Annotated in this window: 14 protein-coding genes; 7 read left to right on the forward strand and 7 right to left on the reverse strand. The window is 47.7% G+C overall.

The features are described 5' to 3' along the window. Positions 1 to 80: 80 nt before the first annotated feature. Positions 81 to 224, reverse strand: a complete 144-nt coding sequence (locus tag GZ78_RS29230; protein ID WP_161787269.1) for a hypothetical protein — start codon at positions 222 to 224, stop codon at positions 81 to 83. Between the two features lie 37 nt (positions 225 to 261). Here GZ78_RS29230 and GZ78_RS00290 point away from each other — a divergent pair, with 37 nt between their 5' ends. Then, the gene (locus GZ78_RS00290; RefSeq protein ID WP_034831828.1) at positions 262 to 1434 is read left to right on the forward strand and encodes a response regulator; all 1173 of its coding nucleotides are present in this window, start codon (positions 262 to 264) and stop codon (positions 1432 to 1434) included. Continuing rightward, on the forward strand, positions 1435 to 1953 hold the full coding sequence (locus tag GZ78_RS00295) for an STAS domain-containing protein (RefSeq protein WP_034831830.1): 519 nt from the start codon (positions 1435 to 1437) through the stop codon (positions 1951 to 1953). 13 nt (positions 1954 to 1966) lie between these two features. On the opposite strand, the gene GZ78_RS00300 is transcribed toward GZ78_RS00295, so the two are convergent. From GZ78_RS00300 to GZ78_RS00320, 5 genes are all read right to left on the reverse strand, one after another. After that, complete coding sequence (locus tag GZ78_RS00300) at positions 1967 to 2374, reverse strand: VOC family protein (RefSeq protein ID WP_034831831.1); 408 nt, start codon at positions 2372 to 2374, stop codon at positions 1967 to 1969. A gap of 40 nt (positions 2375 to 2414) precedes the next feature. Continuing rightward, positions 2415 to 3422: a tRNA dihydrouridine(20/20a) synthase DusA gene (dusA, locus tag GZ78_RS00305; RefSeq protein WP_236631448.1), complete on the reverse strand. Its 1008-nt coding sequence runs from the start codon at positions 3420 to 3422 to the stop codon at positions 2415 to 2417. A 312-nt stretch (positions 3423 to 3734) separates the two neighbouring features. After that, positions 3735 to 5360 carry a sulfatase-like hydrolase/transferase gene (locus GZ78_RS00310; RefSeq protein WP_034831832.1) on the reverse strand — a complete coding sequence of 542 codons (1626 nt, stop codon included), beginning with the start codon at positions 5358 to 5360 and terminating at the stop codon, positions 3735 to 3737. Between the two features lie 22 nt (positions 5361 to 5382). After that, positions 5383 to 6192: an SDR family NAD(P)-dependent oxidoreductase gene (locus GZ78_RS00315; protein ID WP_034831834.1), complete on the reverse strand. Its 810-nt coding sequence runs from the start codon at positions 6190 to 6192 to the stop codon at positions 5383 to 5385. After that, positions 6189 to 7418 carry an NADH:flavin oxidoreductase gene (locus tag GZ78_RS00320; RefSeq protein ID WP_034831837.1) on the reverse strand — a complete coding sequence of 410 codons (1230 nt, stop codon included), beginning with the start codon at positions 7416 to 7418 and terminating at the stop codon, positions 6189 to 6191. Before GZ78_RS00320 ends, GZ78_RS00315 begins: the two co-directional genes overlap by 4 nt. Positions 7419 to 7561: 143 nt before the next feature. On the opposite strand from GZ78_RS00320, the gene GZ78_RS00325 reads away from it, so the two are divergent. Further along, positions 7562 to 8143 carry a TetR/AcrR family transcriptional regulator gene (locus GZ78_RS00325; RefSeq protein ID WP_034831838.1) on the forward strand — a complete coding sequence of 194 codons (582 nt, stop codon included), beginning with the start codon at positions 7562 to 7564 and terminating at the stop codon, positions 8141 to 8143. Between the two features lie 97 nt (positions 8144 to 8240). Here the strand turns inward: GZ78_RS00325 and manA are convergent, their stop codons facing one another. Next, positions 8241 to 9413, reverse strand: a complete 1173-nt coding sequence (manA, locus tag GZ78_RS00330) for a mannose-6-phosphate isomerase, class I (protein ID WP_051785675.1) — start codon at positions 9411 to 9413, stop codon at positions 8241 to 8243. Positions 9414 to 9927: 514 nt separating this feature from the next. On the opposite strand from manA, the gene pseF reads away from it, so the two are divergent. The 4 genes from pseF to GZ78_RS29235 all read left to right on the forward strand — a co-directional run. Next, on the forward strand, positions 9928 to 10620 hold the full coding sequence (pseF, locus tag GZ78_RS00335; RefSeq protein WP_034831840.1) for a pseudaminic acid cytidylyltransferase: 693 nt from the start codon (positions 9928 to 9930) through the stop codon (positions 10618 to 10620). A gap of 301 nt (positions 10621 to 10921) precedes the next feature. Beyond that, positions 10922 to 12004, forward strand: coding sequence for a pseudaminic acid synthase (gene pseI / locus GZ78_RS00340; protein ID WP_051785676.1), 1083 nt, complete (start codon positions 10922 to 10924; stop codon positions 12002 to 12004). A 204-nt stretch (positions 12005 to 12208) separates the two neighbouring features. After that, on the forward strand, positions 12209 to 12400 hold the full coding sequence (locus GZ78_RS00345) for a hypothetical protein (protein ID WP_034831841.1): 192 nt from the start codon (positions 12209 to 12211) through the stop codon (positions 12398 to 12400). A 283-nt stretch (positions 12401 to 12683) separates the two neighbouring features. Next, on the forward strand, positions 12684 to 14707 hold a 2024-nt coding region (locus GZ78_RS29235; RefSeq protein WP_034831843.1), incomplete at its 3' end, for a hypothetical protein.

Here is a 14707-nt window from a genome sequence, read left to right on the forward strand (position 1 = left end):
GTAATAAACACTGATTTGCTAACACCTTGCAAACTTGTCCCAGATTTAAGCAAACGGCTCAGACCAGAGCAAATGGAACCTCAGCACAGGATAGATTTCTGTGCTTTTTCTTCTCTGGCTTGCAGCACGACCGGGTTGAGAGTATGTTTCAACAGACCACTAAGCAATAATGGTTCAACGTCAGATGCACTCTGTTTTCCTTGACGTATCTTTTCCTGACTCATGTCTGGATTTACCTTTCCAGCGGGCAGGGCTCTAAATATGGCCAGTAGTACCCTTCTGGTCATTGATGATGACACAATAGTCAGAGAAAGCATCGTAGCCTATCTCGAAGACAGCGGGTTCAATATCCTTCAGGCAGAAAATGGAGAGAAAGGACTGGCAGTTTATAAAGAAACGCCTCCCGACCTGATTCTCTGTGATCTTCGAATGCCAAAAATGGATGGCCTGACAGTGCTCCGAAGTGTTCGGGAGTTGTCCCCTGACACGCCTTTTATTGTGGTTTCCGGAGCCGGTGTCATGGCTGATGTAGTAGAGGCATTACGTCTTGGAGCCAGTGACTACATCATCAAACCCATTGTTGATCTGGAAGTCCTGGAATACGCCATAAACCGGGCTCTTGAAAACGCCCAGCTGATACTTGAAAACCGCCGTTACCGTGAGAGCCTTGAAGAAGCGATCCACTCTCTGGAGAATAACCTGCACCTGCTACAGGAAGACCAGAAGGCCGGTCGTCAGGTGCAAATGAAAATGCTCCCTCAGGAGCCACTGACGTTTCAAAACTTCAAGGTCGACCACCAGATCATCCCTTCCCTCTATCTCAGTGGCGATTTTGTTGACTACTTTGCCTTGAATGAACACAGCTTTGCCTTTTACTTAGCAGATGTTTCAGGTCATGGTGCGTCTTCAGCCTTTGTCACTGTATTACTGAAGCACATGTCCATAAACCTGCTGAGGGAATATCAGTCCCATGGCGGCCGGGTCAGAGTCAAGCCTTCCCATGTCCTGAACTTTCTCAATCGAAGTCTTCTTGAAACGGGCTTGGGTAAGCATGTTGCGGTCTTTGGCGGTGTTGTCGATACCCGGGATCAAAAGCTCACGTATGCCTTTGGTGGCCATTACCCTCTGCCTATCCTTTCAACGCCGGAAGAAACTCTTTGCATTGAAGGCCGGGGTCTGCCCGTAGGCCTTTTTGAAGATGCCACGTTTGAAGATGTAACAATTGACTTGCCCGAGCAATTTACCTTGACTATCCTGTCCGACGGTATTCTGGAGGTACTGCCACAGCAGACACTTCAGGAGAAGGAAGACTATTTGTTGTCTGTTATTAAAGAGGGAGCCGTCACCGTATCAGCGTTGACAGATAAGCTGGGGCTTAACACCATCAAAGCCGCTCCGGACGATGTGGCCATGCTGATCCTGGCTCGAAACTGAATGATTCCTGGAAAAATACTGTTCGCAGAAAACGATGGCACCTATGTCCTGAAGCTAGTAGGTGAGGTACGGTTAACACTGTGTTCCTCACTGGAAGCCTTTCTGGAAAAGATGTTCAATGAACCTGATTTCAGCTCAGTGATCATTGACCTGACCGATACTGACTCCATCGACAGTACCTCGCTGGGCTTGCTGGCCAAGCTGTCTATTCAAGCCAAAAAAAACCTGGGACTGGTTCCTGTTATTATTTCAACCCAAGATGATGTCACAAGAATTCTGTTGAGCATGGGCTTTGACAGAGTGTTTATTATTGTCAGGGAGCTGGAAGGGTATGAAAACCTGAACCTGAACATGCACGACATCACTTGTGACGGAAATATGGAACAGTCTACCCAGGCTCGCAAAGTACTGGATGCTCACAAAGTGCTCATGAGCCTGAATGAAGAAAACCGGGAAGCCTTCAGCGAACTGGTTAAACAACTGGAACAGATTCAGACAAACACTCAAGACGAAGTGTAAAGCAGAAGCCCGGTTACTTTAAGGAGGGCTTAAGCTCTACCATATTCCCATCAGGGTCATTGATGTATAACGAAAGGCCTTGCCCCTGAGAACCATAACGCTTCTTCATTTCGCCCGCTTCTACGCCTCTGGCTATCAGATAATCGACTAAATCCTGCTCAGAGACTTTCTCAATCAGCAAACAGAAGTGATCCATATTCCTGCCGGAAGCACCGGGTGCGGCGCCTCCTGATCGTCCAATAGCACCACCGACGGTAACCAGATCAATCAGGGCATTCCCGGCTCTCAATTGATACAGACCTGTTTCTTCCGATGTTTTTCTTTCCAAGGTGCAACCCAGAAGATTGCAGTAGAAGTCCAACATGGCTTCCAAACGATCCGTCCTTAACACAACGTGATCAATTCCAAGAATCTTCAGCATATCGTCCCTCTGGAACAGAGTATCAAATGCTCATGGTTATTCAGGCTGCATTCTGAGCCTGCTCTCTTAGACTTTCAACCTGCCGGACGGCTTCCAACAGCACTTCCAGCCCAGCCCCTTTCTTATGGGCATTTTCACTGATATAACGACGGAACTTCCGAGCTCCCGGCTCGCCCTGGTAAAGGCCTAGCATATGTCGGGTTATATGGCTTAGATAAGTCCCTTTTGTGAGCTCTGACTCAATATAAGGCAACATTGTTTCAATCACCTGTCGACGCTCAATCAAAGGCTGTTGAGCGCCATAAAGACGATTATCCACCTCAACCATCAGATAAGGGTTGTGGTAAGCCTCTCTTCCAAGCATGACACCGTCTACATGCTCCAGATGCCGATCAATCTCAGCAAAGGTCGCAATACCGCCATTAATGGTAATTTCCAGATCCGGGAAATCTTTTTTCAGCTGATAGACCACCTCAGGTTTTAGAGGAGGAACATCGCGGTTTTCCTTGGGAGAAAGCCCTTCTAAAATGGCGATACGTGCATGGACAATAAAAGTTTCGCAACCGGCTTCGGCCACCTTTCCGACAAAATCTACCAGCTCTTCATAGGAGTCACGACCGTTAATGCCAATCCGGTGCTTTACCGTAACCGGAATGTCCACCACCTCTTTCATCGCTTTGACACCATCAGCCACCGTTGCAGGCTCAGCCATCAGGCAAGCGCCGATACGGCCATTCTGAACCCGGTCACTGGGACAACCCACGTTAAGGTTGATTTCCTGATAGCCAAACTGTTCAGCGTATTGAGCGGACTGAGCCAAATGCTGAGGATCATGGCCACCCACCTGTAGAGCCAAAGGATATTCTTCAGGATTATGTTTGAGAAAGCGGTCTTTATCGCCAAATACCAAAGCCCCGGTCGTCACCATTTCGGTATAGAGCAAGGCGTGCTCTGACAGCAAACGATGAAAATAACGGCAATGCCTGTCCGTCCAGTCCATCATGGGGGCAACGGAAAACTTACGATCTAGAGGTTTGGGCTGAGTCACTGGCACATTTGTTTTCAAAATCAAGGAACGGCTAATGATATACCAGAAAACCCTGTTCGGCAGTAAGGGTCACTCATTCTTGATCGGGGAATAACAACAGCAGGGTAAGTAATTGACCCTGCTGTTGTCTGCTACTCCCAGATCGCTAACATATACTGTCCTCCGCTCCGGGGGACACCCATAACGCTCCCCTTCGACAAGCCCTGGATGTACCAGGAGCCTGACCGAGAATAGGCAGGTCGGCCTAAATTCCAGAAAAAATGGCCTCGTTCTACTGAATTTTATGCTCGGACGCTATTCTCGGTCAGGCTCCTAGAGGCAAACTCCACCCACCAAAGGAATTCTGGTCGGTTCACAGTTGTAAATCAGCCGCCCAGTATCGCCATGCATATAATCCAATAACATTTCAGACCGTTTGTCCGGTGCCATACTGGTGGCGGGTTTATCCTGAAGTGCCTGTACCGGCCTTGGATAATCAGCCCAATCCAGAGGAGGGTGCCAACCAGGAGGCGATGCAATTCTTGCACGGGTACCATTCACTGGATAGAGAGCCCGCCGTTCCAGAATTTCCTTTGCCATTCGATCCACTCGCCCGGGATATTGGGTAGCCAGGTTATTGTATTCACCAGGATCTTCAGCAAGGTTATACAACTCCTGAGTAATGGTCATTGCCAAAGGATCTATTTTCAGCCACTGAATCAGTTTCCAGTCATCTTCTATGAGGGTAAATCCAAAAGAGTTGTACAGCGGAATTTCAGAAGCAAAGAACAGGTTTCGTTCACGGCTGACTTTTTTACCTTCTGTCAACGCCGGAAGTACATTCACGCCATCCAATGGCAACTCATTGCCTGGCTTGATATTGGCAGCAGCAGCGAGTGTCGGGAAAACATCGATCACCGTCATGGTTTCATCCATCTGAGTGCCCGGTTTGATTCTTTCAGGCCAGCGCATCACTGATGCCACCCTGATCCCCCCTTCATAAACCTCGCCTTTGCCACCACGATAAGGACTGTTATCGCCACCTCCTCTGCCATACACCCGGGTAGCTCCGTTATCAGAGAAAAACATCACGATGGTGTTATCTGCTATGCCTTCCTCTTCCAAAGTATGCAACACCCTTCCCATAGCCTGATCCATAGCATCAACCACAGCGGCATAAAGGGGTCTTCGACTTTCAGCGCCCGATAATCGGGCCAGTTTTGAAATCTTGTCCGAGGGACTTCTTGCCAGACCACGCTCGTCTTTTAGACCTTTGTATTTTTCAACCAGTTCATCCGGAGCTTCCAGAGGCTCATGCGGGGCAAGAAAAGGCAGGTAAAGGAAGAAAGGTTTGTCTTTATCTCTTTGCTTGATCCACTGAGATGAATGATCGGCCAGAAGGAACGTTTCGTACCGTTCAACCCCTTCTGGAACATCCGGCAGACTTTTTCCATTCACCTGAAAATCACGCCCCCCCAAAACACTGAACGGTGGGTAATAGCCTACTTCCGTATGGAGATGACCATAAAAGTGATCAAACCCCCTGGCATTAGGGTGAAACTGCTGCTGAGAATGCCCAAGATGCCACTTGCCAACAATCGCAGTTTGATAGCCCGCCGACTTAAAACTTTCTGGCATAAAGTGTTCATCTGTATGTACACCACCACTGTCCCAAGGTAACAAAACACTATAAGCCACGCCTAAACGCATAGGATCACGCCCAGTCATTAAAGCTGCCCGGGTAGGAGAACAAATAGGTGTCGTATAAAAACGATTCAGGGTAATCCCTTCTTTTGCCAGACTGTCTATTGAAGGTGTTTCAATACCAGAGCCTCTGAATCCCGGGTCTGCGAAGCCAATATCATCCGCCACAAAAATAACAATATTGGGAGCTTCTGACTGTGCTGAAACACTGCAGCTGGCTAACAGACCTATTGAGGCCGAGAGTAGTTTTTTCATTATTTTATTTCTCTATTACAACTCACACCGTACGGGCGACTCGTGCCATGCCTTTTTGCAGGATGACTGGCATCAACCGACGAAGAAGATCCAAAATCACAGAGTCTTTGCCGACCCGCACCCGCGCCTTGTTTTTTTCTACAGCCAGAAGAATAAGCTGTGCCGCTTTATCTGCCGTCAGCCCGATTTTCTGGGCCAGCTCATAGTTTTTCTGAGCCTTCTGCTGATCATCTGAATCCGCCAGAGTAGCCTGAATCATGTCTGTTTTGATGGCACCGGGGTGAACCGAAGTGACGCCAACGCCTTCGCTTTTCAATTCAGCGTATAAGCATTCACTCAAGGCCTGTACACCCGACTTGGTCACACAATAAGAGCTTTGTGAAGGGAGCCCGATAAACGCAGCCATACTGGAAAGATTCACAATGTGAGCCTGAGGCTCTTTTTTCAGTGCTTCCAGAAAAAGTTTACAACCGTAAAGAGGCCCCCAAAGATTGATACTCATCACCCGGCGCCAGTCATCCAAAGAGTGGCTGGAAAAAGACTTCTGCAAGGTAATGCCGGCATTATTGATTAGCAGGTTCACTTTTCCATGGGTGGCCATAACTTGTGAATATAAATGATTCATGGCATCAAGGTTGCCAACATCAACCTGATGAAGACTGACGTTAATATCGTCAAACCGACAATAGTTTCTGGTCACTTCCAGAGCTGCCGGATCGATATCAACGAGCGCCAGGTGACACCCTTTTTCAGCCAGCTGAATGGCCAGACTTCTGCCCAGCCCCCCTCCTGCTCCGGTTATGACAGCCACCTGATGTCTCGAGATTTTCATAGCGTTACCTCCTCTGCCACTGAATCACTGTTCAGAGGACAGCGAGGGCCACCCGGAGCCTCAATCATGGTGACGCAGCGGTTACAATGAGTACAACCATTGACGTATTGTTTTCCAGAGGCGACGGCATGGTTAACATAGGCAGGATCTTTGATCAGAGCCCTGCCCAGCTGAACAAAATCAATGCCTTCACGCATGACGGTTTCCAGACTTTCCATCGTATGGCAACCACCGATGTAGATCATCTGAGCATTGCGAACCCGATCTCTAACGCGCTTGCACCCTTCCAGAAAATAGAGTTCTTGATAGGGATACTCGCGAAACATCTTCGGCCCGGCGATTTTGAACAAGGTTTTCATCATCCGGCTCGACTGCATTTCAGCCATACCTCCAGCAATCGAAGTTCCCCGAAACATGTGCATTACGTTGTAACTGCTGGTTCCACCACTGGTAATCAAACCATCTATTCCTGCCTGGTCCAGCATACCTGCAACGTCTACTGCTTCTTCCAGCTGCAGTCCGCCTTTGACAGCATCGGTGAGCCCCATTTTGCCAATAACCGCCAAGTCATCCCCAACCGCACTTTTCACAGCGTCCAGACATCTCAGAGGCAACCTCATTCTGTTGCTCAGGCTGCCACCGTACTGGTCGGTTCGACGATTGGTTTTAGGACTGATGAACTGGCTCAGCCCATAGCCATGACCAAAATGAATCTCTATAGCATCAAACCCGACCTCTTTCATAAAGAGCGCTGCATCACGATAGGTTTGAACCATGTGATCAATATCATTCTCTGTCATGGCTTTTGAAAGGGGTCGACCGACCGTCAAACCCAGCGAGTTGAATTGCATGGAAGGCCCTTTCGGATAGTGCCCCCTTTGCAGCTGCTGATTCTTTGAAAAATAGCCACAATGAGCCATCTGACCTGAAACTTTTGCACCGGTCTTATGAAGGTCATTGATCATTCGGCTCAGCTCAGGTCGGATATGATCCCCCATGTACATCATGTCATGGGATACACGACCATCAGCTTCTGTTGCGCAGTACGCCAGTGTGGTCATAGCTACACCACCTTCACAAAACTGCCGGTGAAAATCATAAAGATTGTCACCGGGAATCCCTCCTGGCGTTCTGCCCTCGAAAGTAGCGGCCTTGATAATCCGGTTACGGAGTTGCAGAGACCCCAGTCTGGCAGGACTGAATGCACGATCCAGATATTGACTCATTCACTGTCTCAGAGCGATTAAGCTTCTGCTCCCATCATGCTGCGACTAAAAATAAGCACACAGCCGTTTATTATTGTTTTATGCAATGACGTTACATATCTTATGCAATATGATTGCATAAATCAAAGAGATAAGATCAGATCATGAATCAAACTCGTCGTACCCAGGCCCAAAGACGTGCCGAAACTCACCAGCAGGTACTGGACAGTGCCTGCCAACTGTTTGCGGAGAAGGGATTTGCCAATACCTCTCTGGAAGACATCGCCAGCAATTGTGGACTGACGACGCGGCCTGTCTACCACTACTTTGGCAACAAACTGAAACTGTTTCAGGCTGCCTATGAACAGATGATGATTCACATTCTCAACCAGCTTGAGACCCTGGAGGGAGCAACCCCTTTAGAAAGGCTGAGTCAACACTGGAAAACATTTCTGGACATGAGTGACGACCCTGGATTCAGGCAGATAGTTTTAATTGATGGACCTAATATTCTGGGTCATGAAGCCTGGATTAACAGCCTGGTCACTCAAAAAGCTCATAACCTTTTTGGCTCCCTGCCTGCAGAGAGCCAGGAAGAAAAGTTCCAACAACAAATGTTGGGGCGTATGTTGATAGGCGCATTGGCACAGGCGGCATTAATGGTGGCAGAAGCCGAAGACCGATCCATGGCAAAACAGCAAGCCACACGAATTGTGGAGAATATTCTATCGGCTTCCATGCCATGACCGGATTGATTTATGGTTCTTCCTGACTGTCCAGCACCGGGAACACCTTATGAAGCACTGCTTGATAATGACCCTGTTGAAACGGAGATTTTAACAGTCAGAGAATAGCAGTAGCTCTGGCCAAACGACCTTTTCCAACAACCTGATAAGATCCTGTCGCTGCACTGATGAAACAAGCACTACCGGGGGTCAGTTCAACAGACTTTTCTCCCGCTTTGATGACTTGTTGACCTTCAACGCAAAACAGTATTTCAGCCGCATTAACCTTTAACGCCCCAGATACGTTCTCTGCCGCAATCACACTGAACAGAAAATCATCAACCGGAGAAACAAACCGGGTTTCTCCATTTTCTTCCGCTTCCGGCTTAAGGCACAAATCAGACAGCGCAATCGTATCGAACTCAATGGTTTTGAGCAGCTCAGGGACATCCACATGCTTGCTGGTCAATCCACCTCTGAGCACATTGTCGGAACACGCCATAATTTCAAGTGCCGTTCCCTCCAGATAAGCATGCAATGTTCCCGCTTTAAGAAACATGGCTTCACCGGGTATAAGCTCAATGACATTCAACAATAACGGACTCAAAACACCGATATCACCGGGATAGAATTGATTCAGGCGATTCACTTCCTGCCAGGCGGGATGATCCGAAGCTTCTGCAAATTTGAGAGCTGCCGTCACCAACTGATCTTTTTCTTCACCTTCAAGACTCATCAGGTGCTCATAAAAAGCCTTAATATCACCTTTTTTCAGCCAGCTTAAGGCTTCTTCCAATGGTCGCAACCCTGCCATTTCAAACAATGGCCACATTTCATCCAGCGGTCGGAAGCCATTCATAGCCCTGAAAGGGGTTAATGCATAGACCAGCTCAGGCTTGTGATTATCATCCCGGTAGTTACGATTAAAGGCATCCAACGCTACACCCAGTTGGTTTTCATGGGCGAAACCATCCAAAGCCTGTTGTTTGTTGGGGTGAGACTGAATAGAAAGAGGCTTTGCCGCAGCCAGAACTTTAAAGAGAAAAGGTAAAGTCTGACCAAACTTTTCCAGAGAACCTTTGCCCAGGTGCTCTTCCTGACCATCCACCAGCGCATTCAATGCAACCTGATCATCAGTCATAATCATAGAAGGTGCCTTGGGATGAGCGCCCATCCAGAGTTCAGCCATAGGCTGACCGGATTCATTAGCGATACCAAAGAGCTCACTCATCGCCTTTTGACTGCCCCAGTCATAATGCTGCACAGGGTTTACCAACCGAAAGATGGTCATAAACAATCCCTTCCAGAGAAATACAAAACTTTAAGCCTGAACCTTAAACAATGAACGCCACAGTAATGTCAGCGTTTTGCAACAGGCCCGATAAAAATTCAATGGCAAGACTGTAAATCAGTAACATCTGTTTCGCTAACCGTGATTTCACCCACTCACCTAAGGACTAATCTATGAGCAGCCATTGATTGGCTATTCTGCTTTTCTTTGCGGTTTCTGGCAGGTACCAATTAATAACCTGGCTTCCTCCGAGTGGCTTCGAGTATGAAAGGATTCCAGTGTCTCTACTATGCCAGCACAGCCCGGTTGTAACAAAAGAAGCCGGCTGACAGCAGTTGCTCAACAAAAAACGATGGTGTTACATTATTTTTATAGGTCGATAGAATCAGAAGGCTGACAAAATGCAGCGCCACTCGCTTAAAAGGAGTTTAACGGTGAATCTATCCTCAAACCTCATGAACACAAGACAAAAGACCATACGCTCTTTGAGAGTATTCAGGCCGGTAAAAAAACCATGAATCTGGCGATTATTCCTGCTCGTCAGGGGTCAAAGCGTATACCTGAGAAAAACATCCGTCTTTTCAAAGGCAGACCCATCATTGCTTACTCCATTGAAGCTGCATTGAACTGCCCCTTTATTGATAAAGTAATTGTCTCTACCAATGACCAGAAGGCCGCTGATATTGCCAAAAGTCAGGGAGCCGAAGTCCCTTTTATTCGACCCGAAGAATACAGTCATGATCACGCCACAACCTGGGACGTTATCAACCATTCACTTGAGTGGTATAAAAAGGAGGGTAGTGAACTCACCAATATCTGCTGTATCTATGCCACAGCCCCCTTTATTCAGCAGGCTTCACTGGAAGAAGGGTTTCAAGCCATCTGCAAGACCCGCTATGACTACGCCTTCCCTGTCGTAAGATTCCAGTCTCCCATTCAACGAGCCTTGAAACGTGAGGCAGACGGCAGTGTATCCATGCTACACCCCGAACATGCTGACACCCGGACTCAGGATCTTGAGCCCAGCTATCATGATGCCGGGCAGTTTTACTGGGGAAAAGCCCGAGCCTTTAAAGAAAACAAACAGTTCTTTGGCTCCAATACCTACTCCATTGTATTACCTGAAGAACAAGCTCAGGATATTGATACTGAATCGGACTGGAAAAAAGCGGAACGCCTTCATACATTTCTTGAACAACAGAAATAATTAATCCTCCCAATTAATCCTCCCTTTGTGCTGTAAAATACCTCATTGTCGTGCTTACCCGAAATGCTCTTACCTCAATAAAATGGACTGCTGCCATTCAGCCCTCTCCAAAACAAAGTGGCAAATTAATACACGTTGATTCTTCCTGAACCGCTCAAATACCTATTCAGTTTGCACCGTCAAAAAAACGATTAAGCGTCAAAAGAGTGACAGTCTGAAAAAAATCCGATACGTTAACTGTTACCTGCTGAAACAATGGAGAAGACCATTGTTATCAAGTGCCCAAAGCGAAGAAAACAGCATGACAGCAACTGTGACCCCTACCCTTACAGGGTTTCAAAGCAGTATTGAAATAAATGGGTACAGGATAGGAGCTGCACACCCCCCCTATATGGTTGCAGAACTCTCTGGTAATCATGGAGGAAAGCTGGAAACAGCCCTTGCTCTGATTGATGCTGCCGCAGATTCTGGCGCTCACGCTGTAAAAATCCAGACATTCAAACCTGATACGATTACCCTCAATATCAATACGCCTGATTTCATGGTGTCACAGGGCCTCTGGAATAACAGAAGTCTTTATGACCTGTACGACGAAGCCCAGACGCCCTGGGAATGGCATGACGCTCTGTTTAAAAGAGCCCGCAAGCGGGGCATCACACTCTTTTCTTCTCCCTTTGATACCTCAGCCGTAGAGTTTCTCGAACACCTTGATTGTCCTGCCTACAAGATTGCTTCTTTTGAAATCACCGACATTCCTTTAATTCGCAAAGTCACTGAAACCGGAAAACCGATCATCATGTCAACCGGCATGGCGACTCTGGAAGAAATTGAAGAAGCGGTAGCGACAATAGCCGAGGCAGGAGGAACACAGCTCTGTTTATTGCACTGCATCAGTGGATACCCCACTCCCATAGAAGACTGCAACCTCGCCACCCTGCCAGACCTGCGATCCCGATACCCTTTTCCGCTGGGCCTGAGTGACCATACCCTGGCATCAACAGCGGCCGTTACGGCTGTGGCACTGGGTGCTCAAATGATTGAAAAGCACTTCGTACTGGATCGCACGACTGGAAGCATAGATGCCGAGTTTTCACTGGAGCCAGATTCATTTTCATCGTTAGTGAACGAATGTCGGCAAGCCTGGCAAGCCATTGGACAAGCCGGTTACACATTAAAAGACAGTGAGGCTGCCAACCGGCAATATCGTCGCTCTTTATATGTCGCCACAGATATATCTGCCGGAGAAGTGTTTAACCATCAGAACCTGCGCTCTGTTCGACCTGGCCATGGGCTACACCCTCGCCATCTGGAAGAGTTTATGGGTTCCCGGGCAGCCACCGATATTCCGGCAGGTACCCCTCTATCGTGGGAGCATAAGGAGTAGTTGTAAGGCTGTAAGGCTGTAAGGCTGTAAGGCTGTAAGGCTGTAAGGCTGTAAGGCTGTAAGGCTGTAAGGCTCAACAGTAATAATTTTAGATCGGAGAAAAAAGAAATACTTCATTCATCCATAACTTATTAATCACTTTACCGCTTTAAATCTTCACAGTTTTAAAGCCTTAATAAAACGGCATCGTAAAGGAAGACGATCATGTATAACCCAGGATTCAGCAGCAAGCCATTATTTGAGGACGCCTCTCATTCAGGCGGGGCTATAGACGACATTCGCTACCCTGAATATTTTATCTCCCTTCTGACAGAGAAAAATCAGGCCCCTCTGACCTGCGAAGGATACACCTCTAACCCACTCTCTCAGACCGATACCTCCCTGCCGCAGATCTAATAATCCCCTTCCTCCCGGGAAACGATGATTGTGTCGTTTTTCGGGGATTACACTATTTTTAACATTGCCTGCTTCTATTAAACCCAATCATTAGAGAAAGAGATTATTTCAAATTCACATCGTTATTCCATACGATGCCCCACAGTTTTCACTCACCTACCTGAAACATCAGAATCAATCGTTTTTCCGCGACAGAAAACCTCCAACCTCTAGTCTTTATCTGCCGCGTTTTTTTCTTTCCATAGGCTCAGTGCCTAGATAATGACTTATACAGGTGTACCAAATGAGTCAGAGAACAACGGCGTTTACCTATTCAAAAAGTGTACTTGCCTTTGCTATTGCTTCGGTGCTGGCTGGGTGGGCCAGCGGGGAAGGGTCTACGAATCCATGTGATACAGTAGGTTACACCGACAGCACTGGAATTACGGTAGAAACTGGTCAAGACACATCGAATAATCAAAAACTAAAAGCGACTACCTCTTCTGAAAAAATCACCGTCAATGGTTCAGGTCAGTTCACCCTTGCAGAAGAAGGTGCATTTGCTGCCATACCCGATGCCGAATCCAATGAAACACCCGGAACAGCCATTGATATTACAGGGCAAGGTGTTGCAAGAAACCAAGGCAACATCTGTGTAGAGAGTCCTTATACTGGAAAAGGCACACCTGAAACCCATGGCATCACTCTAAAAGACAATGGTAAGGCAACTAATGAGGGCACCATTAACACCCACGGCGAAAGAGGCCATGTATTTGTTACCAGTAAGGAGGGTGGCGAAGTTACTAATACTGGAACAATCACAACCACCGGCAAAAGCGCTTACGCCTTTCACCTTTATGGCGGTGGCACTGGAGAAAACAGTGGTCAAGTCACCACCACAGGAGTCTACGCCTACGGAGCAGCCGCCAGAGGCAAATCGACCTTCACCAATACTAAGGACGGCTCTATTGATGTTCAGCAAGAAGGCTCCCTCCTCTCGCCCAATCATCACGGCATTTACGCCACAGAAGGCTCAACAGTCGCTAACGCTGGCAGCGTAAAAACTGCAGGATATAGCTCCCATGCCATCAGCGTTGAAAAAGAAGAGGCAGATAGCATTCGTCCTGAAATTTCAGGGGAAAGAAATGTCACCATCACCAACTCTGGCTCTCTGGAAACAACGGGCGATCAATCAGCAGGTATCGAGGCCTCTAACTGGGGCTTTGATGGAAAGGTCACCATCAACAATAGCGGTACCATTGCAACACAAGGTACAGGCTCCAAAGGCATTGATTTAACCGGCGGAACACTCACCAATTCTGGCTCTATCACCAGCGACAAAGATGCTGCGGTTAAATTTACAGCGAACGACAAGGGTAATACTGCAAATTTTGAGAAAGACTCGGTCATTACAGGTTCACCCGCTATTAGAGTCAGCGGGAGTGATCCTGCTGCAGCCCAAGTAAACCTGACTGGTGGTATTTATACCGGTGGTATTACAGGCACTAAAAACGAAACTGAGTTCCTTTTGCTAAACCCTAATCAACCGACCTTCATCACAGGTGATATCACAGATATTGATCATGTTAGCGTTGCGACTGATAAACTGACCTTTGACGGTGTTATTAACAAAACACAATCCAGTTCATTCAGCTATGTGCAAAACCAAATAGTCCGTATCGGCGATGATACTTTAAAAAAAGATCCTGATAACAAAGCCCCCCTCACCTATCAGACGCCGGTCAATAGTATCAAGCTGGAGGTGAAAAGTAGCGCAACATTGCAGGAACTTGAATTACATTCAGGCGCCAAAGTGACTTTGCACACTAACAATCGGTATGGCGCGATCAAGAAAGTTTCAGCCCATGGCTCAGAAGGGTGGAACCTGGGTAGTGTATTAAAAGGAACAGAGGATTTTAGCGCAGCAGCGGGCAGCCAGGTGGACAGGCTGACGGTCACAGACACCCCTTCTCCAACACTGGAAGCAAAATCGCCTCGCACAATAACTCTGGTCACTGCCAGTGGCGAACCGCTGAAAACCGTTGTTATTAATGAGCAAGCCACAGTGAAAGAGCTGGCACTGGGGCAAAACGGTGTGGTTAGTAGTGTTACCAACAGCGGAACACTCAACACGGTTTCTGTTTCAGGTACAGGCTGGAATGTGGGCGGCTGGATCGACAAGGCCAGAACATTATCAGCCGCCTCCCCTATTGACCACCTCTATGTCAGCGATACCGAAACCCCGGTCATGGAACCCAGGGATATGTCCTCCCGGCTAAGAATGGCCACTGGTGACCAGCCCCTGACTGTAGAAGGTTCCGCTCCCAT

It is taken from the genome of Endozoicomonas numazuensis (genome assembly GCF_000722635.1).
GTDB lineage: Bacteria > Pseudomonadota > Gammaproteobacteria > Pseudomonadales > Endozoicomonadaceae > Endozoicomonas_A > Endozoicomonas_A numazuensis.

Coding starts and splice junctions, on each gene's coding strand:
- GZ78_RS00300 (WP_034831831.1), bottom strand. CDS start 2,374: ATGCTGAAGATTCTTGGAATTGATCACGTTGTGTTAAGGACGGATCGT.
- pseI (WP_051785676.1), top strand. CDS start 10,922: ATGACAGCAACTGTGACCCCTACCCTTACAGGGTTTCAAAGCAGTATT.
- GZ78_RS00320 (WP_034831837.1), bottom strand. CDS start 7,418: ATGAGTCAATATCTGGATCGTGCATTCAGTCCTGCCAGACTGGGGTCT.
- GZ78_RS00315 (WP_034831834.1), bottom strand. CDS start 6,192: ATGAAAATCTCGAGACATCAGGTGGCTGTCATAACCGGAGCAGGAGGG.
- pseF (WP_034831840.1), top strand. CDS start 9,928: ATGAATCTGGCGATTATTCCTGCTCGTCAGGGGTCAAAGCGTATACCT.
- manA (WP_051785675.1), bottom strand. CDS start 9,413: ATGACCATCTTTCGGTTGGTAAACCCTGTGCAGCATTATGACTGGGGC.
- GZ78_RS00290 (WP_034831828.1), top strand. CDS start 262: ATGGCCAGTAGTACCCTTCTGGTCATTGATGATGACACAATAGTCAGA.
- GZ78_RS00325 (WP_034831838.1), top strand. CDS start 7,562: ATGAATCAAACTCGTCGTACCCAGGCCCAAAGACGTGCCGAAACTCAC.
- GZ78_RS00295 (WP_034831830.1), top strand. CDS start 1,435: ATGATTCCTGGAAAAATACTGTTCGCAGAAAACGATGGCACCTATGTC.
- GZ78_RS00310 (WP_034831832.1), bottom strand. CDS start 5,360: ATGAAAAAACTACTCTCGGCCTCAATAGGTCTGTTAGCCAGCTGCAGT.
- GZ78_RS00345 (WP_034831841.1), top strand. CDS start 12,209: ATGTATAACCCAGGATTCAGCAGCAAGCCATTATTTGAGGACGCCTCT.
- GZ78_RS29230 (WP_161787269.1), bottom strand. CDS start 224: ATGAGTCAGGAAAAGATACGTCAAGGAAAACAGAGTGCATCTGACGTT.